At 63.9% G+C, this 23,500-nt stretch carries 20 protein-coding genes and 1 pseudogene; 12 read left to right on the top strand and 9 right to left on the bottom strand.

Annotated features, from left to right (window positions below; all coding sequences use genetic code 11):
- Window positions 1-139 precede the first annotated feature (139 nt).
- From ATE64_RS18320 to ATE64_RS22275, 5 genes are all read left to right on the top strand, one after another.
- Window positions 140-1,582 carry an efflux transporter outer membrane subunit gene (locus ATE64_RS18320; RefSeq protein WP_058457368.1) on the top strand — a complete coding sequence of 481 codons (1,443 nt, stop codon included), beginning with the start codon at window positions 140-142 and terminating at the stop codon, window positions 1,580-1,582.
- A 24-nt stretch (window positions 1,583-1,606) separates the two neighbouring features.
- Window positions 1,607-2,767 (top strand): HlyD family efflux transporter periplasmic adaptor subunit, encoded by a 1,161-nt coding sequence (locus tag ATE64_RS18315; protein ID WP_082657823.1) that lies wholly within the window; start codon window positions 1,607-1,609, stop codon window positions 2,765-2,767.
- A gap of 24 nt (window positions 2,768-2,791) precedes the next feature.
- Window positions 2,792-4,342, top strand: coding sequence for a DHA2 family efflux MFS transporter permease subunit (locus ATE64_RS18310; RefSeq protein ID WP_058457367.1), 1,551 nt, complete (start codon window positions 2,792-2,794; stop codon window positions 4,340-4,342).
- 159 nt (window positions 4,343-4,501) lie between these two features.
- Entirely contained in the window at window positions 4,502-5,056 is a 555-nt protein-coding gene (locus tag ATE64_RS18305) for a DUF4136 domain-containing protein (RefSeq protein ID WP_058457366.1), read from the top strand.
- A gap of 636 nt (window positions 5,057-5,692) precedes the next feature.
- On the top strand, window positions 5,693-6,142 hold the full coding sequence (locus ATE64_RS22275; RefSeq protein ID WP_058457364.1) for a helix-turn-helix domain-containing protein: 450 nt from the start codon (window positions 5,693-5,695) through the stop codon (window positions 6,140-6,142).
- A gap of 292 nt (window positions 6,143-6,434) precedes the next feature.
- Here ATE64_RS22275 and ATE64_RS18290 read toward each other — a convergent pair whose 3' ends face one another.
- The 3 genes and pseudogenes from ATE64_RS18290 to ATE64_RS18280 form a co-directional block, all read right to left on the bottom strand.
- Complete coding sequence (locus ATE64_RS18290) at window positions 6,435-7,259, bottom strand: IS3 family transposase (RefSeq protein WP_137868132.1); 825 nt, start codon at window positions 7,257-7,259, stop codon at window positions 6,435-6,437.
- Window positions 7,232-7,582, bottom strand: a complete 351-nt coding sequence (locus tag ATE64_RS18285) for a transposase (protein ID WP_058457711.1) — start codon at window positions 7,580-7,582, stop codon at window positions 7,232-7,234. The genes ATE64_RS18290 and ATE64_RS18285 overlap by 28 nt, the downstream gene beginning before the upstream one ends.
- A 222-nt stretch (window positions 7,583-7,804) precedes the next feature.
- Window positions 7,805-8,125: pseudogene (locus ATE64_RS18280) on the bottom strand (ATP-binding protein); the annotation flags it as partial.
- A gap of 15 nt (window positions 8,126-8,140) precedes the next feature.
- Between ATE64_RS18280 and ATE64_RS18275 the strand changes: the two are divergent.
- The 7 genes from ATE64_RS18275 (at window position 8,141) to hutC (ending at window position 15,538) form a co-directional block, all read left to right on the top strand.
- Entirely contained in the window at window positions 8,141-9,166 is a 1,026-nt protein-coding gene (locus tag ATE64_RS18275; RefSeq protein WP_058457675.1) for a sensor domain-containing diguanylate cyclase, read from the top strand.
- A 248-nt stretch (window positions 9,167-9,414) separates the two neighbouring features.
- On the top strand, window positions 9,415-11,493 hold the full coding sequence (locus ATE64_RS18270; RefSeq protein WP_058801293.1) for a hypothetical protein: 2,079 nt from the start codon (window positions 9,415-9,417) through the stop codon (window positions 11,491-11,493).
- Between the two features lie 161 nt (window positions 11,494-11,654).
- Window positions 11,655-12,977 (top strand): MFS transporter, encoded by a 1,323-nt coding sequence (locus tag ATE64_RS18265; RefSeq protein WP_058457673.1) that lies wholly within the window; start codon window positions 11,655-11,657, stop codon window positions 12,975-12,977.
- 54 nt (window positions 12,978-13,031) lie between these two features.
- Complete coding sequence (locus ATE64_RS18260; protein ID WP_197410175.1) at window positions 13,032-13,478, top strand: hypothetical protein; 447 nt, start codon at window positions 13,032-13,034, stop codon at window positions 13,476-13,478.
- A gap of 88 nt (window positions 13,479-13,566) precedes the next feature.
- On the top strand, window positions 13,567-13,935 hold the full coding sequence (locus ATE64_RS18255; RefSeq protein WP_058457672.1) for a nuclear transport factor 2 family protein: 369 nt from the start codon (window positions 13,567-13,569) through the stop codon (window positions 13,933-13,935).
- On the top strand, window positions 13,928-14,563 hold the full coding sequence (locus tag ATE64_RS18250; protein ID WP_058457671.1) for a protocatechuate 3,4-dioxygenase: 636 nt from the start codon (window positions 13,928-13,930) through the stop codon (window positions 14,561-14,563). Before ATE64_RS18255 ends, ATE64_RS18250 begins: the two co-directional genes overlap by 8 nt.
- A gap of 204 nt (window positions 14,564-14,767) precedes the next feature.
- Window positions 14,768-15,538, top strand: coding sequence for a histidine utilization repressor (gene hutC / locus ATE64_RS18245; protein ID WP_137867054.1), 771 nt, complete (start codon window positions 14,768-14,770; stop codon window positions 15,536-15,538).
- A gap of 4 nt (window positions 15,539-15,542) precedes the next feature.
- On the opposite strand, the gene ATE64_RS18240 is transcribed toward hutC, so the two are convergent.
- The 6 genes from ATE64_RS18240 to ATE64_RS18215 form a co-directional block, all read right to left on the bottom strand.
- Window positions 15,543-16,277, bottom strand: a complete 735-nt coding sequence (locus ATE64_RS18240; protein ID WP_058457670.1) for a PepSY domain-containing protein — start codon at window positions 16,275-16,277, stop codon at window positions 15,543-15,545.
- Window positions 16,274-16,978 carry a PepSY domain-containing protein gene (locus ATE64_RS18235; RefSeq protein ID WP_058457669.1) on the bottom strand — a complete coding sequence of 235 codons (705 nt, stop codon included), beginning with the start codon at window positions 16,976-16,978 and terminating at the stop codon, window positions 16,274-16,276. The genes ATE64_RS18240 and ATE64_RS18235 overlap by 4 nt, the downstream gene beginning before the upstream one ends.
- A gap of 10 nt (window positions 16,979-16,988) precedes the next feature.
- The gene (locus tag ATE64_RS18230) at window positions 16,989-19,694 is read right to left on the bottom strand and encodes a TonB-dependent receptor (RefSeq protein ID WP_058457668.1); all 2,706 of its coding nucleotides are present in this window, start codon (window positions 19,692-19,694) and stop codon (window positions 16,989-16,991) included.
- Between the two features lie 285 nt (window positions 19,695-19,979).
- Window positions 19,980-20,732: an amino acid ABC transporter ATP-binding protein gene (locus tag ATE64_RS18225; RefSeq protein WP_058457667.1), complete on the bottom strand. Its 753-nt coding sequence runs from the start codon at window positions 20,730-20,732 to the stop codon at window positions 19,980-19,982.
- A complete protein-coding gene (gene metC, locus ATE64_RS18220; protein ID WP_058457666.1) occupies window positions 20,729-21,976 on the bottom strand; it encodes a cystathionine beta-lyase in 1,248 nt (415 codons plus the stop codon). The genes ATE64_RS18225 and metC overlap by 4 nt, the downstream gene beginning before the upstream one ends.
- On the bottom strand, window positions 21,966-23,500 hold a 1,535-nt coding region (locus tag ATE64_RS18215), incomplete at its 5' end, for an ABC transporter permease subunit (protein WP_058800180.1). The genes metC and ATE64_RS18215, both read right to left, overlap by 11 nt.

Raw genomic sequence — 23,500 nt, 5'->3', positions numbered from 1 at the left:
GACATGCTGATTGAACTCAAGCCATGTTGATGAAGTATTTGGACAGGTGCATTTGGCCGCCGTCGGCAGCTGCTGGATGTCCCCCCGGTCCGCGGCTGCCGACATTCCTTTCCGCTTGAACAGCCCAGGACAGATCAGCATGGCCTCTCCCAAAGTCCAGCACAGCGCCGCGCGGTTTGGCCGCGCCGCATTGCTGCTCCCCCTCCTCCTTACGGGCGCTTGCGCGTCCATCCCTAACCTGGGCGACAAGCCCGAACCCCGCGCGGTCAGCGACTATGCGTCGTCGACGGTGCTGGCCGGCGAAAGCGCCGAATGGCCCGCCGACGGCTGGTGGCAAGACTATCGCGACCCACAGCTGTCGGGCCTCATCGACGAAGCGCTGGCGGGATCGCCCGACCTCGCCGCGGCGGCGGCGCGCATGCGCACCGCACAGGGCTATGCCCAGGCGGCCGGCGCCGCGCTGAAGCCGACCATCGACGCCTTCGGGTCGGTCGATGCATCGAAGCTCAGCCAGAACGGTACGATGCCCGCGGCCGCGACCCCCGATGGGTGGAACGACAATGGCAGCATCGGGATCGGGATGACGCTCGACCTCGACCTGTGGGGCAAGAATCGCGCCGCGATGCGCGCCGCGCGCCTCGATGCGACCGCCGCCGAGCTCGAACTCGACGAAGCGCGGCTCGCGCTGACGACAGGCATCGCCGCGACCTATGCCGATCTGGCGGCGCTCCATGCGCAGCGCGACAGCCTTGAATCGGCGCTCGACATCCGCACCCAGACGCTGAATCTCGTCAAGCAGCGCGTCGACGCGGGCCTCGACAACGACAGCGCGCTGCGGCTCGCGGAGGCGCGCATTCCCCAGACCCGGTCGGATCTGGCCGCCACCGACGAAGCGATCGCGCTGACGAAGAACGCGCTGGCTTCGCTGGTCGGCGCCGGCCCCGATCGTGCGCTGACGATCGGCCGTCCCCGGATTGCCGCACTGCAGGCGCAGCGCCTTCCGGCCGCGGCGTCGGTCGACCTTCTCGGTCGCCGTCCCGACATCGCCGCCGCGCGGGCGCGGGTCGAAGCGGCGGACCAGCGGACCAAGGAAGCGCGCGCGGCCTTCTATCCCAACATCAGCCTGTCGGCGCTGACCGGACTTCAGTCGTTCGGCGTCGACAATCTGTTCCGCGACGGTTCGCACTTCGGAAGCTTCGGCCCGGCGGTCAGCCTGCCGATATTCCACGGCGGCGCGCTCTCGGGCCAATATCGCGGCCGCCGCGGCCAGTATGACGAGGCGGTCGCGCTTTACGACCGTCAGGTCGTCCAGGCGCTGCGCGAAACCGCCGATGCGGTGACGAGCCAGAAGATGCTGGTTCAACGGCTCGCGTCGTCGCGCGAAGCGCTCGCCGGCTACGAGGACGCCCTGCGCCTTGCGCAGCTCCGCTACAAGCAGGGCCTCTCCACCTATCTCGATGTGCTCACGGCCGAAGAATCGGTTGTCGCAGCGCGCCTCAAGGTTGCCGAGCTTCAAACCCGTAGTTTCACCCTCGACGTTCAGCTGATCCGCGCGCTCGGCGGCGGTTTCGCAGCAGCATGACCCCAAAATCCAAGGAGACAGAAAATGGCCGATAGAGATCCGGGCACCTTGCGTGCCATCGAAGAAGTCCATCCCAACGAAATGGCCGATGCCAGGACGAAGACCAAACGCAAGCAGCTGTTCGGCGCGCTTGCCGCGGGCATCGCGCTGATCGGCGGCGGCTATACCGCCTATGACGTCCTGTCGGCGTCGAAGCACGCGGTCACCGACAACGCCTATGTCGGCGCCGATGTCGCGCAGGTCACCTCGCAGGTGTCGGCGCCGGTCGCCGCCGTGCTCGTCCAGGATGCGCAGCGCGTGCACCGCGGCGACGTTCTGGTGCGCCTCGACGACACCGACGCTAGGATCGCGGTCGCGCGCGCCGAGGCCGATCTGCAACGCGCCATTCGCCGCGTCCAGGGCTTGATGGCGACCGACAATGGTCTCGGGGCACAGATCAGCGCCCGCGGCGCCGATGTCATGCGCGCCGAAGCCGAAGTGACCGCCGCCAGGGCGAGCTTCGACAAGGCGCGGATCGACCTCGACCGCCGCAAGGCTCTGGTCACCTCGGGCGCCGTGTCAGGCGACGAGCTCACCACGGTCCGCAACGCCTATGACAATGCCGCGGCGAACCTTCGCGCGGCTCAGGCGGCGCGTGCCCAGGCCGCCGCGGCGCGCAACGTCGCCGTCGGCGATCGCGACGCCAATCGTGCGATGATTGCCAACACGACGATCGACAACAACCCCGAAGTGCTCGCGGCGCGCGCCGCGCTCGACCAGGCGCGGGTCGATCTCGAACGCACGGTCATCAAGGCACCGGTCGACGGCGTCGTCTCGCGGCGGCAGGTCCAGGTCGGGCAGCGGGTCCAGCCCGGCGCGATGCTGATGCTCGTCGTTCCGGTACAGGCGGCCTATGTCGACGCCAATTTCAAGGAAGTCGAGCTGGCGAAGGTCCGCCCCGGACAGCCGGTCAAGCTGACTTCGGATTTGTATGGCGAGGACGTGGTCTATCACGGCAAGGTCGTCGGCTTCTCGGGCGGTACCGGCGCGGCCTTCGCACTCGTCCCCGCGCAGAACGCGACCGGCAACTGGATCAAGGTCGTCCAGCGCTTGCCCGTCCGCATCAAGCTCGACCCGAAGGAACTCGAAGCGCACCCGCTGCGCGTCGGTCTGTCGATGAACGTCGACGTCCAGCTCGCCAAGTAAGGCCCGGCAAAGAGGGGCACAGCCATGTCCATATTCAAAGCCTTTGCGGAGGCGCGAGAGGCGCCTCCGCTCACCGGTCTCAAACTCTATGCCGCGGCCATCCTGATCGGCCTCGGCAACTTCCTCGTCGTGCTCGACACCACGATCGCCAATGTGTCGGTCAATACCATCGCAGGGGCCCTCGGCGTCTCCGCGAGCCAGGGCACCTGGGTGATCACCTCCTATGCGGTGGCGGAGGCGATCACCGTCCCGCTCACCGGCTTTCTGGCCAAGAAATACGGCGCACAGCGCACCTTCATCATCTGTTATCTTGCTTTCGCCGCGATTTCGCTGCTGTGCGGCCTCGCGGGTTCGCTCGGCATGCTGCTCGGCATGCGCGTGCTGCTCGGCCTGTTCGGCGGGCCGATCATGCCGCTTTCGCAAATGCTGCTGCTGCGCATCTTCCCCAAGGAGAAAGCGACGCTCGCCACGGTGATCTGGGCGATGACGACGCTGATCGGGCCGGTCGCCGGTCCGATCCTCGGCGGCATCATCTGCGACAATTATGGCTGGGAATGGATCTTCTTCATCAAGGTTCCGGTTGCCGCCGCAGCGGGTGTCGTTCTGTTCATGCTGATGCGCGGCCAGGCCGATCCCAGGTTCCAGGCGGCGATCGACAAGGTCGGCCTCGCGCTGCTCGTCGTCTGGGTCGGTTCGCTGCAGATCATGCTCGACGAAGGACGCAACCACGACTGGTTCGCCAGCCACGAGATCCGGACCCTCGGCATCATCGCCGCCATCGGCTTTGCCGCCTTCCTGATCTGGGAGCTCACCGAGAAGAATCCGATCGTCAACCTCAAGGTCTTCCGGCACCGCGGCTTCGTCGGTGCGGCGACGACCTACTCGGTCGGATTCGGCGCCTTCTTCGCCAGCATCGTGATCCTGCCGCTCTGGCTACAGTCCAACATGGGCTACACCGCCACCTGGGCGGGCTATGCGACCGGCATCATGGGCATCCTCGCCGTGCTCTGCGCTCCGCTGGTGGGCAAGGCCGTCGACAAGTTCGACCCGCGGTTGGTCGTCTGCATCGGCATCCTCGGCCTTGCCCTGATCATGGTCTGGCGCATGCTGACCTTCAGCAACGACGTCACCTTCCTGCAAATGGCCTGGCCGACGCTCCTCACCGGCACGTTCATGGTCATGTTCTTCGTCCCCGTCACAGGGCTTGCCATGGCGAGCGTCGAACCGCACGAACAGGCCGATGCCGCCGGCCTGTCGAACTTCATGCGGACGCTCGCCGGCGCTTTCGCCACCTCGCTGATCCAGAGCGGCTGGTCGAACGCGACGCGGGCCAACAACACCGAGATCGTCAATGCGATGCAGCACGGCGACGCGGCGGTCGGCTCGATGGTCGCCCAAGGCGTTCCCGCCGACACGGCAAGGACACTGCTGTCATATGTTATCGAAGGCCAGAGCGTCATGCTGGCGACGCTCAACATGTTCGGCGTGATCGCCCTTTGTCTGGGGGCGGCAGCGACGCTCATCTGGCTGGTGCCCAAGCCCAAGGGGCCGATCGACACGAGCGGCGCGCACTAGGCGGCCGATCCGAAGCGGCCCGACAATCCGCGGATACCGGCCCGGGGACAAGAGACCCGGTGCCGGGCGACAAGAACCGGCATCGTGCCCGATCGTCAAACCGACGTCGGTGCCCGATGCCGACCACTCCCCACACAAGAAACAGAACAGGAAATCCTCATGAATATCGTCAAAAGTCTCGCAATCGCTTTCGCTTTCGTAGGCGCCGCTATAACAATGCAGGCGGCCGCCAAGGTCGAGGTCATCCAGTCTTCGTCGCCGGCGCTGGCCAAGGGCGCGACCTTCGCCTGGGCGCCGATGCGTGCCTTCGGAACCGGCGTCCCCGATCCCGCGATCACGAACGAGATCGCCGTCGATCGGCTGCGCACGACGACCGAAGCCATGCTGGAGACGCGCGGCTATCGCCTGACCGAAGACCCGGCCGAAGCAGACCTGCTGGTCGCCTACACGGTCATCATGCAGCCCGAAACCGGTGGCAAGCTGAAGGCCGATGGCGCGGACTGCGGCTTGCCCTTCTGCCCGACAGCGGGCGATTATCGATTGGACGCGAGCCAGCATACGCAGGGCACGCTGGTGCTCGACCTGATCGAGCGCGAGACCGGCCGCCTCGTCTGGCGCGCCACGTCGAAGAAGCGCGTTACGGGCAAGGACGTGTCGGAAGCCAAGTTGACGGTGCTGCTGCGCGACATGACCAAGGCGCTGCCGACGCAATGAGCGGCACCGCCGCGAACGAGGGGCCAAGCCCCAAGCCCCTCGTTCGCTCGACTTTCAGGCCGTCTGACCTTCCCACCCAGGACGCCATTCGATTATCATGAGGCTTACAGATGCGCCCGTTTCGCGCAGCCCCATTAAACCGAGCCCAAGGCAATCGTTGCGAGCGGCATCGTCAGCGCGTCGATCGAACGCCCGCTTTTGTGTGGACGCCGATGAAGGTCGGAACGGCCGGCATGAGGCGCAAACCCGCCGAACAAAAACGGCGACCCGAGAGGGCCGCCGTAGTAAAAATGGAGGAGCCCTCCATTCAGGTCGCGCTTCGCCAATATCGGAAATTAGCCTGCTGGCCAGAGGAAAGCAGGTCGCCGTAACGGAATCTGTGGCCATGATGCAGCAGGGCAACACATTGTAACCCACGCAACTAATTTGTTCGCGGGCATCCAGCCAAGCTCGCTGCGGGGATGCGAACGTCGTAGCGGCAAGCGTGATCATCGCATGCGATCCGAGCCTGACAGCTCGGAATCTCGGCGCTTGAGCAACCATACATGCGCATTTACGTTTATTGCACATATTTCACTTATTGCATTTATGGATTTGATCTTATATAGGGCCGAGCCCGGCAGCGAGGAGAATGATATGAGCGATCAGGAGCTTTCCCAGCGGCCCCCTACAGAGACGGAAGTGCGACAGGCATCGGAAGCGGCGCGCGCGCTTGCGAAGGCGCTTACGCCTAAGGGTCTGCCTTTTTCCGTGCAGCGAAACGGCGACCGGACCGAGGTAGACTTGCCGCCGGCGCTCGGACAGCTGGTCCTCGACGTGTTGACGCATGTCGCTCGCGGCGAAATGGTGACCTTCGTTCCCTATGGGGCGGAATTGACCACGAAAGAGGCGGCCGACCTTCTGAATGTTTCTCGCCCCTTTCTCGTTTCAATGCTGAGCGAAGGGAAGATACCGTTCCACAAGGTGGGATCGCATCGGCGCGTTCGAGCGAGCGACGTACTCGCGTTCCGCGCGCAGCGGGATGTGGAACGGAGCGGAGCGCTCGCCGACCTCCAGCGCCTCGGCCAGGAGTTCGATGCGGATTGAGGTGCCTAGCCGACCGTTTCGTCGTCGTTCTTGACGCGAATGTGCTTTATCCGTTCAGGATAAGGGACGCCCTGCTCCGGTTCGCCGAAGCAGGGCTGTTCCGCGCGCGCTGGTCACCGGCCATAATTGACGAATGGCGCCGCAACCTCGTCGCCCAACAGCCGGAATTTGAAGCCAGCATCGACGCCCAGATCGCTGCAATGCGGATCGCCTTTCCCGAAGGGTGCGTCACCTGTCAAACGGCGTTCAAAAGGGACCCCCGATTGGAGTGGGCCCCTCGGGCCGGACAGGGTCACGCAGCTGATTTGACCATGGGCCGGGAGTGTTGCTGCTCGAACTGCGCAGGGCTGACATAGCCGAGCGCGGAATGTAATCTGCGTTGATTATAGATGTCGTCGATGAACCTGGGAAGCTGGCCGGCGACATCATCGAAGGTTTCGAACGCCATGGGGTAAACCGCCTCGACCTTGAGCGTCTTCATGAAGCTTTCCGCCTTGGCATTGTCATAGGGGTTGCCCCGCCGGCTCATCGAGCCGACCATCCCATGATCGGCGAGCATCGCTCGATAGATGCGGGATGCGTATTGGCTCCCGCGGTCAGAATGATGCACGCATCCTGATCGCGGGCGCCGTCGTTCGATCGCCACTTTCAGCGCCGCCACGGCGAGCCGGGCGTCAATCGACCTCCCGATGGCATAGCCGACCACGCGGCGCGACCAGGCGTCGAGGATGATCGCGACATAAGCAAAACCACCGATGATGGCGACATAGGTCAGGTCCGCCACCCAGAGCTGATCGGGGCCATCGAGGATCATGTCCTTCGAGTGATCCGGAAAGACTGGCAGGTCATGGTCGCTGTCGGTGGTTGCGGTATAGCGCCTGCGGCGGCGCGGTTGCAGGCCATGCTCGCGCATCAATCGCTTGATCCGCTTGTGGTTGGCGATCACGCCCTGATGGCGAAGCGCGGCCTGCACGCGGCGCCAGCCATAGGCTTCGAACTCATCGCAGATCGCCGCGATAGCAGTCAGGAGTTCAGCATCGCCGATCCGCTCGGTCGGCACGTGGTAGAATGTCGATCTTGCGATGCCCATCAGCCGACATCCTCGCGCGATCGACATCCCGCCGGGCCGGTGATCACGGATGTACTGGCGCTTCTCGGCCGCGGTGCGTCGCGAAGAGCCCCCTTTAAAAACTCCAGTTCCAGCGCCTGTTTGCCGACAAGGCGTTCGAGTGCGGCAATCCGGGCCTCATATTCCTGGATCAGATCTGCCGCTCGCGCATCTTCATCAAGGGCGCCGGCCTCGTACTTCTCCACCCAGATGCGGATCAACTGCCGGGAAATATCGTGCCGCTTGGCAAGGGCGTGAAGCGTCTCGCCGCTCAGAAACTCCTGCGCGACCTGACGCTTGAACTCGACGCTATGGGATCGGTGTCTTGCCATGGGCTCTTCTCCAAAAGCCCGGCTACACGGTCAATCCAACTATGCTTCCTTGTCCGGCCCGAGGGGCCCACTCCAGATCGGCGTCGAAGAGGGACCCCCTTTTCGGATATGATGCTGGTTTGTTGAAGATGGCCTTGCGCTGCGTGCGGCGGAGGGCGGGCGTAGCCCGACCGGAGGCGCGCGCAGCGCAAGATAGATTTTTGAAGGCGCCGAAGGTGGCTGTCAGCTGCGGTTTTTGAAGCGCCAGCTGTCGTTGCCCGTCTCGACGATATCGCAGTGGTGGGTGACGCGGTCGAGCAGCGCCGTGGTCATCTTGGGATCGCCGAACACGGTCGGCCATTCACCGAAGGCGAGGTTCGTGGTGATGATGACGCTGGTGCGCTCATAAAGCTTGCTGATGAGGTGGAACAGCAACTGCCCTCCCGAGCGGGCGAACGGCAGATAACCGAGCTCGTCGAGCACGATCAGGTCGAGCCGCGACAGCTGCGCCGCCAGGGTCCCGCCTTTGCCGATCCGGGTCTCCTCTTCGAGGCGTGTCACCACGCCACGCAAGCGGGGGTGGTTATCGTTGGGATTTCCGGCGCGCTTGCCGCAGTCTACCATCTCGGACCGGTTGCCTTGGTGCAGGGCGGCCCGGTTTTCGAAGCGATCTTCTTCCAGTCCTATCTCGCCATTTTGCTCGGGACAGCACTGCCTGTGACCGCTCTCGTTGCCTCGCGCGCGGAGGCGTTGGCCGAGGCAGCGCGTCGGGAAGAAATGCTGCGGATGATTCTAGACCATTCCCCCGACGCGATCCTCAGTTTCGATGATGGCGGCAGTTGCCGTTGGGCCGATGGAGCGACCGACGAGCTGCTGGGATTAAGTGCTGGGTCCTGCCGCGGTGCCTTGATCGACGAGCTTGCGCTGAAGATCGGTCCGGTCCTGGCTAAACTATGCCGCGCCGCCCTTGCCGATCCCGCCGAAACCCAGATCGCCGATTTCGCTCCCACCAATCTCGAGGGTCGCACGCTCGAGGCGACGGTCAAGGCGGTTATGTCGGACGAAAAAGTGGTCGGAACAGTTGCGACTGTCCGTGACGTGACGGCGCAGCGAGCGCGCGAGCGGGAGATCGCGCGCCTCGCAATGACGGATCCCCTCACCAAAATTCCTAATCGCGCCGGCTTCGATGCAGCCATTGAGCGCGTTCCGATCAAGGGAGAGGCAGCCTGTATTGCCTTGATCGATATAGATAATTTCAAGGGCATAAATGACCGGTTCGGTCACAAGGCTGGCGATCGCGCGTTGGTCGAACTGGCCGCGGCTATTGTGCGTCTTTCCGGTAGCGATCATCTTGTGGCGCGATTGGGCGGTGACGAATTCCTGATCCTATTGGCTGGCGACATCACAGCAGCGCAACGTTTTTTCGGAGGGCTTCAAAGCGAGATCGCTATCCTTTCGGCATCGCTTGAGTTCGATATCACCATTAGTGGCGGGATTGCAGAACTGCATGCGTTGGCAGAAATTGACAGCGTATTTGAAGAAGCGGATCGGCGACTTTATCGCTCAAAGCGGGACGGGCGAAACCGGGTGACGGCGACCGCGTAATAGCGATCGTTGAATAGGACCGCGTTTAGCCTCCGAGGCCGGAACTTACCGCTCATGCCACCGGCGCGCTTGCGCCGGTCACGATTTCAGGGCGAGGCGCGATCATCCCCTGCAGCCGCTGTGCGGGAAATTGCGATTGCCGGGCCGGTCGGGCCTGCGCTAATATTGCGCGGCGGTGGGGAGGCGCAAACAGGGCAATGGAACAGGTGGGGACTCCATGTCGTGGCCAGTCCGCAGCTTACGCGTCTGTGTTCGGCCCGTTTCAACTCCGCGCGCCCGATCACCATGAAATTTCGATTACCAACCGCCGCGCCCGGGCTTTGCTTGCCATATTATGCCTTGTCGGCGACGAAGTGATCGAGCGCGATTTCCTGAGCAAGCTCTTGTGGCCCGGCCGCTTCGAGGCCCACGCCAGGGCCAGCCTGCGCCAATGTTTGCTCGATCTGGGCAAGCTGCTTGCGCCGCACGGAGCGGGCATATTGAACGTCTCGCGCAGCAGCGTCGCGCTGCGGCCCGGTGCCGTCACGACCGATCTTGCGGCGCTGGAGCGCGCGCTGGCGAGTGGGGATTTTCCTGCGGCGATCGCGCAGATCGACGCGATCGGGACGAAACCGATCCTCGACCAGATGGATTTCGGCGCCGCCTTCAACCAGTGGCTGGCGCGGCGCAGCGGCGATGCCGAGCGGCGGCTGCATGCGGCGGTCGAGGCCGGACTGGCCACGCTGGAGCGGGCCGGGGATCGCGACACGTCCGCGCGGCTGCGCGACGCATGGTCCGCTCGCGGTCCCGAAGCGCCCCCCGTCCCGGCCGCGGCGGCGGGCGGCGGACGGACGAGAATCGCGGTGCTGCCCTTCCAATCGGTCGGTGGGGGCGGTGCCCCCGATTATTTCGCCGACGGCGTCGTCGAGGAACTCATCACGGCGCTGGGACAGGTGCCGCAATTGCTGGTCGCCGGGCGAACCTCGTCCTTCCATTTCCGGGATTCGCCGCTGGCCCCGCCCGACATCGCGAAAGCCCTGCGCGTCTCGCACCTTGTCGAGGGTTCGGTCCAGCGACAGGGCGAAAGGCTGCGCGTCCATATCCACCTGATCGACGGGGCGACGGGTTTCGAAAGCTGGGCCCAGCGGTACGACGGATCGCTCGACGGGATATTCGCGTTGCAGGCGACCGTGGCGCAGGCGGTCACCAATGCGGTCGGCAATGTCCTGGGCATCGCGATGGCGCCGCCGCCGGCACGCGGCATGACCGGCAGCAAAAAGGCCTATGACCTGTTTCTGCAAGGCCGGTCGTTGAGCGCGCGGGTGTTTGGCGACGGGCTGTTGGAGACGGCCGTCGATCTGCTCGAACAGGCCGTCGCGCTCGACCCGCAGTTTGCCGAGGCCTGGGTCGCGCTGGCCGAGGCGCACCAACTGATCGCGGTCTACACCCCCTGCCTCGATCGTCGCGCAGCATCGGAACGCATGGCCGATTGCGCGCGCACTGCGATCGGACTCGCCCCCGGCCTTGGCTACGCCTATTCGCTGCTCGGCGTTCACCAGTGGACGCAGAACGACGTCGTCGGCGCGCTCGATCTGGCGTTCCAGGGCTATCGGCTCGAACCGAACAATCCGGCGGTCTGCATGCGGCTGGGTTCGTTCCTGCTCTATTGCGGACGCACTACCGAAGCGATGCAATATGTCGAGGCGGCGATCGATCAGGACCCGGTCGATGGCCGCAAGTTCAACCTGCGATCGGTCGGCCGGTTCAACCTGGGGGATATCGACGCAGCGATCGAGGCGGGACAGCGCATGGTCGACCTCGGCTTTCCGTCGATGTGGCTCGCGGTGGCCACCGCCGCGTCGGGGCAGCACGATCTGGCCGTCGAGCAATATCAGCAAACCCGCATGCTACTGAACAAGGTCATTTTCCCGCCCGCCGGGACCGATCCGATGCCCCCCGCGATGATGGACGCCTATTGGCACGTCGCGGCGCAAGGCGTGTGCAGCGGCCGCGACGAGGATCGCGCGACCTATTGTGCGATGCTCGACATGATGCAGACGCAATTGCACGACCCCGCCGACGCCTCGATCGTCCTGCCCGCGATCTTCATGGGCTACCCCGAACGGCTGTTCGAGGCCGTTAGCCATGCAATCTCGCCCGCGAACACGCTCTGCCTGCTGTCGATCTGGGCCGATGTCGATCCGATCCGGCGGATCTGGCAGCATCCCGAATTCATTCCCTTTGCCCAGCGCATCGGCCTGGCGGCCGCTTGGGACAAATATGGCTGGCCCGACCTGCTCCCTGCGCCCAGCAATCGTCTGGAAACATCACCCCTCTTGCCGAATTGACGCGCGCTTGACGCTTTATTGACGATGGGCCGATTGACGGCTGACGCTACGGAAATGCAAAGTCCGCAGCGGGCATAACAGACATTTTGAAGGCGCATGGCGCGGGCCGGTTACTCCGGCTCCGGCGACGGGAAGCCTGTGTCTGCGCCGGGGAGCATGTCATGGCGGCGAACCACAGGCACGTATCGGCAATCGGACGGTCCGCAATGGGCAAGGCGTTCTGGCGCATCCTGCCGCTGATCCTGATCGCCTATCTCTTCGCCTATATGGACCGCGTGAACGTCAGCTTCGCGGCGACGCAGATGAACGAGGATCTGCGGTTCAGCGCCACGATCTACGGACTGGGCGGCGGCCTGTTCTTCCTCGGCTATGCGCTGTTCGAAATTCCGTCGAACCTGATGCTCGTGCGCTTTGGCGCGCGCCGATGGATCGCGCGGATCATGATTACCTGGGGACTGCTGTCGGCGGCGATGATGTTCGTCGCGACACCGATGCAATTTTATGCGCTCCGCTTCCTGCTCGGCGTGGCGGAGGCCGGATTCTACCCCGGCGTCATCTTCTATTTTTCCGGCTGGTTTCCGCCCTGCCATCGCAGCCGCGCGGTCAGTCGCTTCTTCATCGCTTCGCCGTTGGCGTCGGTCGCGATGGGGGGCATGTCGGGATGGCTGCTCGCGCTCGACGAAACCGGCGGGCTGCACGGCTGGCAATGGCTGTTCCTGGTCCAGGGCCTGCCGACCGTGGTGTTCGGGCTGGTGGTGCTGCGCTATCTGCCCGACGCCCCGGCGACGTCCGCCTGGCTCACAGCCGACGAAAAGGCGTGGATCGAGACCGAGCTGGCGCGCGAACAGGCGCGGATCGGCGCCCCCGCCCGCCACGATGTGCTGGGCGCCTTTCGCAATCCGCGCGTGCTGCTGCTGGGCGCGATCGGCTTTCTGCTGATCGCCGTCATCACGACGGTCATCCTGAATGCGCCGCTGATCCTGCTAGAGGCGACGGCGCTCGATACCAAGTCGATCGGCTATCTGGTGGCGCTCGGCGGTCTTTTGGGGGCCGCGGCGATCCTTGTCCTTGGCAACCATGCTGACCGGAACGGCGACCGCTGGGGCGCGGCCTTCCGGTGCGGGATCGTCCTTGCCGCCGCGGTGCTGGTCATGGGGCTGTCGCCGTCACCGCTGCTGACTTGCATCGCCTATCTCGCTTTCGCGGCCGTGTGTTTCGCGATCCCGATGCTGACATCGTCGGGCTGGGCCGAGGCGCTGCATGTGCGCGAGCTCGCGGTCGGGGCGGCCGCCATCAACACGCTGTCGCAGATCGGCGCCTTCCTCGCGCCCTATGGCTGGGGTGCGGCGAAGGATGCGACGGGCAGCTTCGAGCTCGCGCTCGTCGTCTTTTCGGTCGTCGCGCTGCTGATGTCGGCGCTGATCCTGGTGCTGCGTCACCGGCTGCGCGGGCACAGCGCGCCCGCCGACGCCGTGCCGGCCTAGTTTTTTTGCAGACGCCCGCCCGATCCCGGACGGGAAGATTGGAGGGAAGAGACGATGACGAAGATGAAAACATTGTTCGCCGGGGCTGCGATACTGATCGCCGCCGCGCAGGCCGCGCCCGCGATGGCGCAGGAATCGAGCTACAGGCCGGGCACGGTTTGGAATGCAGGCCGGATCGACGTGCTGCCCGGCCAGTTCGAAAACTATATGGACTGGCTCGCCACCAGCTGGAAAAAGATTCAGGAACTGGGCAAGGCCGAAGGCATTGTCGTGGACTATCATGTGCTTGCGACCAACAATGCGCGAGCCGGTGAGCCCGACTTGATCCTGATCGTCGAATATAAGGACTATCTGACGACCGCGCAGCAGGAAGCCTTCAACAAGAAGGTCAATGCCATGCTGTCGCAGACCGACCGCACCGCCGGCGCCGCCAGCGCGGAACGCGGCAAGATGCGCGAGCAACTCGGCAGCATCGAATATCAGGAACTGATCCTGAAATAGGTGGGCCGGTGCGGAGACACGGCAGGCGACGCGTCAATCCCGCGCCGCCCGCCGCGCTCCGCTTCGCCGCCATTTGAAAGGGGTGGTGATGGCATCTATCCACGACATCGCCCGCGATTTTACGGCACTGCTGCGCGACGGTGCGTTCGAAACCGCCGGGGACCGTTACTGGTCGCCGGACGTGACCAGCATCGAACCCGCGGCTTTACCCGGCGGCATCAGCACGGCGGTGTCGGGGATCGAAGCGACGCGGATCAAGCGCAGCGCCCGCTTCGGTGGCGCCCGGATCGACGAGATCGGCATCGACGGCCCCTTCGTCACCGGCGACCAGTTCGCGCTGTTTCTGGACATGGTGCTGGTCGATCCCGCGAGCGGCGAACGCCAGCCCTTCACCGAAATCGCCCTGTACACCGTGCGCGGCGGTCAGATCACCGAGGAGCGATATTTTTATGACTGACACCCAATTCTCGCGCCGGGCCTTCGGCGGCTCGGTCCTCGCGCTGGCGGCGATAACGGCTTCCAGAGCTGGAGCTGCCGAGCTTGACCCAACGCCGTTCCAGACGATCGGTCCCTTCTATCCGGTTCAGCGGCTTGCGGAGGAAGACGCCGACCTGACCTGGATCAAGGGGCACAAGAAACGCGCGGAGGGCCATGTCATTCAGGTGACGGGGCGCGTGCTCGATCGTTTCGGCCATCCGGTCAGCGGCGCGCGGCTCGAAATCTGGCAGTGCAATTCGCTCGGTCGCTATGCGCATCCGAACGACAGTGCCGCGAACCCGCTCGATCCCGACTTTCAGGGCTTCGCTTCGATCCGGACGGGCGCGCGGGGCGAGTGGCGGATCACGACGATCAAGCCCGCCGCCTATGATTCGCCGATCGGCCGCCGAACCCCGCACATCCACTTCGATGTGAGGGGCAGACACCAGCGCCTGATTACCCAGATGTATTTCTCCGACGATGATGCGTCGAACAGCAAGGACGCCCTGTATCGGGATCTGGGTGGCAGCGCCGAGCGCGCCGTTGCCGGACTCGGCGCACCCGGCCATTATGGCTGGGACATCGTCCTGATGGACGCCGGACGGTGACCGCTGCGGCGCTCGCACCGACCGGCGGGCTTCAGATGCGCCTGGGCATCGCCCTTACACGGGCAATCCGCGTCAAAATGTGACTGAATCGGGCGGCGTCCTACGGAAGCGCGACTTGGTGGCTTCGAATTACGGCGCCTAGTTTTACCTCAAGACAGTCTGGAACGCTTGGAATCTATATGGTTTCACCTGTATAGACGGGTGATGGATCTTACCCCTCGACTGAATTCGAACATCGCCCAGCGGTCTGCCGACGGCGTTTTATCGGATGCCCCACCGCGCTACGCAGCGATCAAGCAGAGCATCCATGATGCCATCCGCGACGGTCGTCTGAAACCGGGCGACCGAGTGCCGTCAGAGGCGGAACTCGTCGGACAGTTCGATGTCTCGCGCATGACGGCAAACCGGGCGCTTCGCGAGTTGCAATCGGCGGGTATCATCGTGCGCCGCGCCGGCAGCGGGTCATTCATCGCCGAGCCGAAGCCGATCGGTCATATGATCGAGATCCGGAATATCGCCGAGGAAATTCGGGGACGCGGCCATGACTACCGGGCGAGGGTCATCCAGAATGTCGAGGAGAAGGCCAGCGCCGACACCGCCGTTCTGCTGGAAGTGCCGGTGGGCACGAGGATCTTCCACTCGATCATCGTCCACCATGAGGCCGAGTTCCCGATCCAGCTCGAAGAGCGGTTCGTGCTCGCATCCGCCGCTCCCGATTATGGCACACTGGATTTCACGCAGTTGACGCCCAACGAATATCTGACGCGCACTGCGCCGCTCGAGCGGGTCGAGCACCGCGTCCGCGCGGAAATGCCCGACGCGCGCACCCGCGGCGTGCTTGGTCTGAACGAGGGGGAACCGATTCTGCGCATGACCCGGCAGACCTGGAGTAGCGGTCGACTGGTGTCGCACGCCTGGCTCTCCCATCCCGGCACACGCTTTGAGCTTTCAGCCGCCTTCGCGGTCGGGGACTGACGGCTCAGGCCGTGCTGCGGGTAACGATGGGCTTGCGGCGACGGCGCAGCCAGCGGAAATCGGCGCGGCTGAAGCTTTTGAAGAGCAGATAGAATCCGGTCCCGGACAACCACAACGTGCCGAATGCGACGAAGATGATCAGCGGGTGGTTGAAACTCTTCCGGTTCACATAGTCCATATTGTGGAGCATCCAGAAGAAATCCCAGGTCCGCCAGGTATCGCCGCGCATCACGAGGAAGCGCGCCGTATCGAGCGAGACATAGGCGCTGCTATTCTCGGCGTCGGCAAAGTCGACGCGCCACATCGCACCTTCATGGTCGCGTGATTCGAGGTTGGGCTTTGCAATCACGCTCACCTTGCGGATTGGTGCCTCGTTCATCATCGATGCGACTTCGCGGGCCATCCCTTCATCGACGCGAATATCCTCGCCGCTCGTAGCGTCGACCAGCCGCACGCCCTTGGTGGTGCGGAGCTCGTAGATCGGTCGAGCGCCAAGATCGCGCAAAACCACCCCGGTTACGGGATCACCGCGCGGCAAGGCGGCGACGTCAAAATACTCTCCCGCGGGCAGGGCATGCGCGTGGCTCATCCCGCCGCCGTGTCCCCCGACCTTGTCCTTGTCGAGCAACGCCATCACCGAGCCGCTCAAGGCCCAAAGGAGGAACTGGAGGCCAAGGATGAGCCCCACCCATTTGTGGATGCGCCGAAAAAAGAGCGGCGTCAGCCGGATGCGTTTCATGCCTGCTTCCTCTTGCGGCGTTTGAAGGACCAGATCAGCAGCCACGCACCGGAAAGCGCCATCGCGAAGACACTCCAGGTTGCGACGCGCAGCAGCGGGTTGTTGACGTCGGTCCGCTCGTCATAGTCCATGATGTGGAGCATCCACGCAAAGTCGAACACGCGCCAGAGTGCGTGGCGGCGCGAGATGAGCTCGCCGGTCGTCGGCGAAAGATAGAGCGTCGGACGGCTCCAGCCTTCGAACTCGACCTGCCAATAGGGCGGCTTGCGCGCCTGCATTTCCTGAGGTGCCTCGGTCAATAGTCGCACCGAGACGATCTTGCCGTCACCGGTGAAGATGCGCCGTGCCTGTTCGCGGACCTGGGACTCGGTCAGGGCAGGCAGCGGCGCACCCGAACGCGCGTCGAACAGGCGCGCGCCTTCAGGGGTCTCGGCGCGCCAGACCGGCTGGCCAAAAAAGCGCTGGAGACGGATTTCGGACACCCCCGGCGCAGCCGCGACGACCTTCGACGGCGCTGCGAGGCCGTCGAGGTCGAAGGGCTGGGTCACCGGGGAGCGCACCAGATGATCGCCATGAATGGTGTCGATGTGAACGACCACCATGTAAAAGCCCGTCAGTGTCCAGAGCAGAGCCTGGACGCCAACCGCGAGGGCCAGCCATTTATGCGTTCGCCGGACGAACAGTGGCCAACGGATTGCCATGCCCCTGCTCTCAGAAAGCCGTGCGGAAGCCGACGTAGAAGCGCCGTCCGAGCAGGTCGTAGGTCATCGTATCGGTGTTCGCATCGGTGAAACTCTGGATATAGGGCGCTTTGCGATCGAAGACATTGTCGACGCCGACCTGGAACCGCGTCTTCTCGTCGATCTCGAAAGCGACCTGGAGATTGTGGTAGAACACGTTGGGCGTGCTGTAGCCGATTTCGCCGGGCGACGCGTTGAAGTCGGTCGCTTTGCCGATCCACTGCGTCGACCAGGTCGCGCTGATCCCATCCTTCTCGGCGGTCAGCACGCCATAACCGCGCCACTTCGAATAGCCGCCGTTGCCGCCGCCGATGAAGCCGTCGAAATCGATCGGTGCGCCGCCAGGGAAAGGCAGGACGACATATTTGTTCAGATAGGTCAGGTTGACGTCGAGCGAGATGTTCACGCTGCCGATACCGCCCGCATAGACCAGACCAAGGTCAAGGCCGTTCATCTCCTCGCGGCCGGTGTTGATCGGCTGCGCGGACAGGAAGGTGACCTCGCCAGTCAGCGGGCTTCGGGTGAAATCGTCGCAGAAAGGATGCGACAGATTCTGGCTCGCGTAGCAGATCGACAGCTTGGTGGACCCAGGAATCGCACGGATCGCGTCCTTGATCTTGATGTCGAACCAGTCGGCGGTGAGCGACAGGCCGGGGACCAGCCCCTTCGGCGAGACCACCGTGCCGACTGTCCAGGTGGTCGAGCTTTCGGGCTGAAGATTCTCGTTACCACCGACCGTAGTCAGGATTGTCGTCCCAAGCTGGACATAGTTGGCGGGAACGCCGGATGCCTGGCAATTCGCGATCAGCGTTGCATTACCGCTCGTAGAATAGCGCGAGCAAGGATCGGTCGTCGTCAGATTGCCTTCCGATACGCCGCCGAACAGCTCCGGGACGTTCGGAATGCGGAAACCCGTTCCATAGGTTCCGCGCAGGCGGAAGCTGTCGTTGATGACCCAGTCGACGCTACCCTTGTAGTTCCAGTCGCTGCCGAACAGGTCGTAGTTCGAGTAGCGAACCGCGCCGTCGAGCGTGAGGGACTGGAAGAAGGGCTTGTCAGCAAGGATCGGCACCGACAGTTCGAGATAGGCTTCCTTGGCGATGCTCGTTCCCGAGATCGGGCTCTGCTGGTTGGTATTCGCGATACCGAGCACGGTCAGCGGATCCGGATCGCGCCAGCCCTTCTCCTTGCGATAGACGACGCCCGCCGCGAAGGAGACGGGTCCTGCGGGCAGCTTGAACAGGTCGCCGTTGATGTCGGCGGTGACCGTCGCCAGTTCGTTGCCGCCGCGATCGCGCGACGTGAACAGGATGTAGTCGAGAACCTGCGGGGTCAGGTCGCCGAAGCCGAGATAGTCAGCGCAGGGGATCGTCGCACCGGCCGCAAGGCTGCACTTGGTCGTGTCGATGGTGTTGCGGACACGCTCCAGATTGGCGATGTTGGTCGAGCCGTCGACCGCGGTATTGCGCCCGAACGCACCCGCGACTTCCCATCCCCAATTGTTGGACAGCTTGCCGCGCAGGCCGAACGTGCCCTGCCAGGTATCGGTCTCCTGAAAGAACTGGCGCGGGCCGGGCTCGGCGAGGCGGCGCTGGATGAGGACGATATTCTGCCCCGTCGGATTGGTAGGATTGCTCGCCGCAATCGAGAGGTTGCGAAGCGTTCCGGGCGTCGCGATCTGGTTCGACTTGCGGAAGGTATAGAGGAACTCGCCGAACGCCTCGATATTGTCGGTGATGTCATAGTCGGCGAAGAAGGCCGTGCTGACGCGCTCCACCGGGCTCACCGCGTTGAGGAACGGGTTCGAATTGAAATTATGCTTCGCCGCGCTGTAGGGCTCGAAGAAATTGCCGTTGCCGCCCAGCACCTGATTGAAGTTGATCTGCTGCCCGTTCGGCAGCACCGCGCGGCCGCCAATCGTCGAGGCGCTGTTGACGCACGACAGCTGGCCCGGGGTCGTTTCGGCGAGCGAGCAGGGCGCACGCGTCGCCATGTTGACCGCCTTTGTCTTCTGATAGGTGACGGCCGCCATGAAGCCGCCGCGATCGTTGCGAATTCCCCAGAGGAGGTCGGCCGTGAAATCCGACCCATCGCCCTTTTCGGTGATGCCCTGACGAACGCTCAGCCCTAGGCCTTCATAATCGGTCCGGGTGACGAGATTGACCACGCCCGCCATCGCATCAGCGCCGTAGATCGCCGATGCGCCGTCCTTCAGCACATCGGTTCGCGCGAGCGCGGCGACCGGGATCATGTTGAGGTCGGGCGACGAGTTCGCCCCCGTCCCGCCCGCAACGAGACGGCGACCGTTGAGCAGCACAAGGGTGCGCTTGATGCCGAGGCCGCGCAAGTTTACCTGCGCCGTGCCATAGCCGTTGTTCGCCCAATAAGCCGAGGTCTGGTTGCCCGCGAAGCCGGCGTTGGCAGGGAGGCGTTGCAGCACCGTCTCGATATTGACGAGGCCGGTGTTTTCGATCTGCTCGGCCGAGACGACGGTCGCGGGACCGACGCCCGCGAGGTCCTGGCGACGAATGCGCGAGCCGGTCACGACGATGTCCGATCCGTTCGGAGCATCCTCGGCGGCGGGCGACTGCGTCGCGGCACCGCTCTGCGCAAGCGCGGGTGTTGCAAAGGTCGCGACCGCTGCGGCGCTGGCGAGCAAAATTGTCCTGGTCATCATAGCGAAACCCCCTGATGGTTGGCTGATTCCCCTCAGAGAGCATCAAATGTATATACAGGTCAATAGGAATTTCTTGAATTATCTCAATTAGTTACAAGAGAAATTGGGGGCACACGACACGTATTAAATACGCATCCCAAAGCGTTACCCCTCATCGATTTTGAAATTTTTTTTCAGGCCTGAGCCTTTTCGCGCAAGGAGCCGGCTGGCCCCTCCCTCGGCTTGCTTATGAAATGACATGATTAAGTGGGTCGGCACAGCTTGGGGGCGACCGGCTTGAGCCGCTCAATGCGACAGTATCTGTTCCAGGAACGTCCGCGCACGCTCACTTTTCGGAGCGGCAAAAAAATCGACAGGCTTTGCGTCCTCGATGACCTGTCCTTGGTCCATGAACAATATTCGGTCGGCCGCCTCGCGCGCGAATCCCATCTCGTGCGTCACGCACACCATCGTCCGCCCTTCGCCAGCAAGCGCGGTCATGACATCGAGCACTTCCTTGATCATCTCGGGATCAAGCGCCGATGTCGGCTCGTCGAAGAGAAGAATCCGGGGTTCCATCGCCAGCGCGCGCGCGATGGCCGCCCGCTGCTGCTGCCCGCCCGAAAGCTGCCCCGGATATTTGTTCGCCTGATCCGCAATCCTCACCTTTTCGAGATAGGACATGGCCCGTGCCTCGGCCTCCGGAAGGGCGACGCCGCCGACGAGGACGGGCGCGAGGGTACAATTTTCGAGCACCGTTTTGTGCGGAAACAGATTGAACTGCTGAAAGACCATGCCGACGGAGCGGAGCGCAGCGGCCGCGTCGCGCGATGCGCCTGTCACCTTGGTGCCCTCGATCAGGACCGCGCCGGAATCGGGCACCTCGAGCAAGTTCATGCAGCGGATGAGCGTCGACTTGCCCGAGCCTGAGGGTCCACAAACCACGACCCGTTCGCGCGGCGCAACCTCGAGGTCGATCGTGCGGAGCGCGTGATAGGAGCCGTAATATTTCTCGACCTTCCGAAGGCTGACAGCCGCCGGAATCGCACTATCCGTCATGATGTCCCCCGTCCGCCGCGAATGGCCCGCACGCGCCCGAAGGCCGCATCGAGGTCGGCGATCAGATCCTGCGGCGCCTCCAGCCCCGCATGGATGCGGATCAGCGCGCCTTCCGCCTCGCCATTGGGAAAATCGCGTATCGGCGCGGGCCATGCCGGGACCGCGAGGCTTTCGAAGCCGCCCCAGCTGGAGCCGAGCTGGAAAAGCGAGAAATTGTCGAAAAAGCTGCTCGTTTCAGCCGGGGTCAGGCGATCGAGCTGGACGCCGAACAATCCGGATGCACCGGTGAAGTCTCTCTTCCAGATCGCATGGCCCGCATCGGCGGGGTGGGCCGGATAGCGGACAGCCACTACCTCGGGCTGGTCGAGAAACCATTCGATCAGCGTCGCTGCGGTGCGCTGGTGGCGTTCAAGGCGCGCATCGAGCGTCCTGATGCCCCGGTGGACCAGATAGCAATTGTCGGGACTCGCGCAGTTGCCCCAACGCGCCGCCGCGTCCTTGAGCTGGCGGTAGATAGTCTCGCTTGCGGCCGTCATCGTCCCGAGCAGGCAATCGGAGTGTCCCGAGAGATATTTGGTCGCCGATGCGAGGGAGACGTCGACGCCATGCGCGAGGGGCTTGAAGAAGAGCGGCGTCGCCCAGGTGTTATCGATGGCGGTCACAATGCCGCGGCTGCGCGCGACCGCTGTGATCGCGGGCACGTCGATCATGTCGAATGTCTGCGAGCCCGGAGTCTCCATATAGATGAGCCGGGTATTGCTTCGGCACAGCGCTGCGATGTCCGAGCCGATATCGGGCCGGAAATATTCGACTTCGACCCCGAAGCGGGCGAGCACATCGGTCAGAAACTTTCGCGTCGGTCCATAGACGCAGTCGGCGACAAGCAGATGATCGCCCCCGCCGACGAACGCCGTGAGGGCAAGCGCGATTGCGCTCGTTCCCGACGACGTGATGACGGTCGCATAGCCGGCTTCGAGTTCGCTCACCGCCTCGGCGAGCGCGAAGGTCGTGCGCGTTCCATAAAGGCCGTAGATGACCTCGTCATAAAGACCCTGATGCCGGTCCATATAGGCTTCGACGCTATTGTAGATGATCGTCGAGGCCCGATCGACGGGCGGATTGATGAGGCCGCGCTGATCGCGCGGCCGGGGACCGGCATGAACGGCACGGGTCGGATCCTGCCAGGCGCGCCCGTTCGGGTTCGTCGGCCCGGTGGGCCATTCTCGGTCGTGATTATCCTGCATGGTTTAATTTCCGTTCGATCTTCATGCTGAGCCGGGACAGCGAGAAACAGAGGAGGAAGAAGATTGCCCCGGTGAAAAGATAGGCTTCGGCGAAATAGGGCCGCCATTGCGCCTCGACGTAGGAAAGGCGCGTCGTCTGCAACAGGTCGAAGACGCCGACGATGAGAACCAGGGTCGTATTCTTCACTTCGCTGATCGAGGTATTGACCAGACCCGGCACGCTCACTTTCAGCGCCTGCGGCAACAGGATGTGGCGCCGCGCCTGCCACTTGGCGAGACCCAGGGCCTGCGCGGCTTCGGCCTGCCCGCCGGGAACCGCCAGCAGGCCGCCCCGGATGACCTCCGCCATATAGGCAGCGGTGAAGAGGATGAGCGCGAGTTGCACGCGCGGCAGGCTGTCGATCGAGAGGTAGGAAGGCACGAACAGCGGGAACAGGACCGCAGCGAGAAAGAGCACACCGATCAGGGGCGTGCCACGAACCAGTTCGATGAAAGCGACGCTCGGCCAGCGAATGCCGCGCCGCGCCGACCGGCGGCCGAATGCGAGAAGGATGGCCAGAGGAAAAGCGGCGACCACTGCGATGCTCGCGAGCAGCAATGTGACCGGCAGGCCGCTCCACTTCTCCATCGGCACATAAGCGAGGCCCGCGAACCCGCCACGCAGCAGAAGCATGGCGACCGAAATCGCACCGAGCCAGGCCAGCCCGAGACGGCTGCTCCAGAATCGCGGGACGAAGGAGAGCGCGAGACAGGAAAGCAGCATGGCTGCCGCCGCTGCGGAACGCCATTGCTCGGCTTCGGGATAAGTTCCGAACAATATGAGGCGCGCATTTTCGCGTAGGAAAGGCCAGCAAGCGCCGCTGGCCAAGCGGCACTCGGCCGCACCTCCGGCATAGGTCGCGTCGATCAACAGCCAGGACAGGCCCTTGCCGGCAGCCAGAGCGGCGAGGGCGAGGATCGAAACCGTCAGGATCGATTGGCGCCCTCCCCTGAACAGGTTGCGCCGGATCCACGACGGCCAAGCGGCGATCGAGCGCAGCGGAAACGGTTCGAGGGTCGCCGTCTGGATGCTCCGGCCGGGCTGTCCGGTAACACTCCACCCCATCCGGCGCGCGTAGAGGCCGGTGACGAACGACAAGGACAGCGAAAGGAGGAGGAAGGTCAGAACAATCAGGCCGACGCCCTCGATCGCCTGGCCCGTCTGGCTGATGACGGTGTCGACGACCGAAACAAACTCGGGATATCCGATCGCCACGCCCAAGGAGCTGTTCTTGATCGTGTTGAGATGCCAGCTCGTCATCGGCGGTATCGCGATGCGCAGCGCTTGCGGCATCACGATCCGTCCCATTGTTTGCGCGGGCGACAGGCCGAGCGCTTTGGCGGCCTCGCTCTGCCCTGCGGGAACGGCGAGGATCGCGCCGCGGAATATCTCGGCCAGATAGGCCGAGGCATAGACCGAAAGGCTGGCGACCAGCGTCAGAAACTCCGTGGAGAGCGACAATCCGCCGACGGTTCCGAAGCGCC

Origin of the sequence: Sphingopyxis sp. H073 (genome assembly GCF_001468395.1) — a bacterium.
Classification (GTDB): Bacteria; Pseudomonadota; Alphaproteobacteria; order Sphingomonadales; family Sphingomonadaceae; genus Sphingopyxis.
The sequence above is the reverse complement of the archived record's forward strand: the minus strand, read 5'-3'. Positions and strand labels throughout refer to the sequence as shown.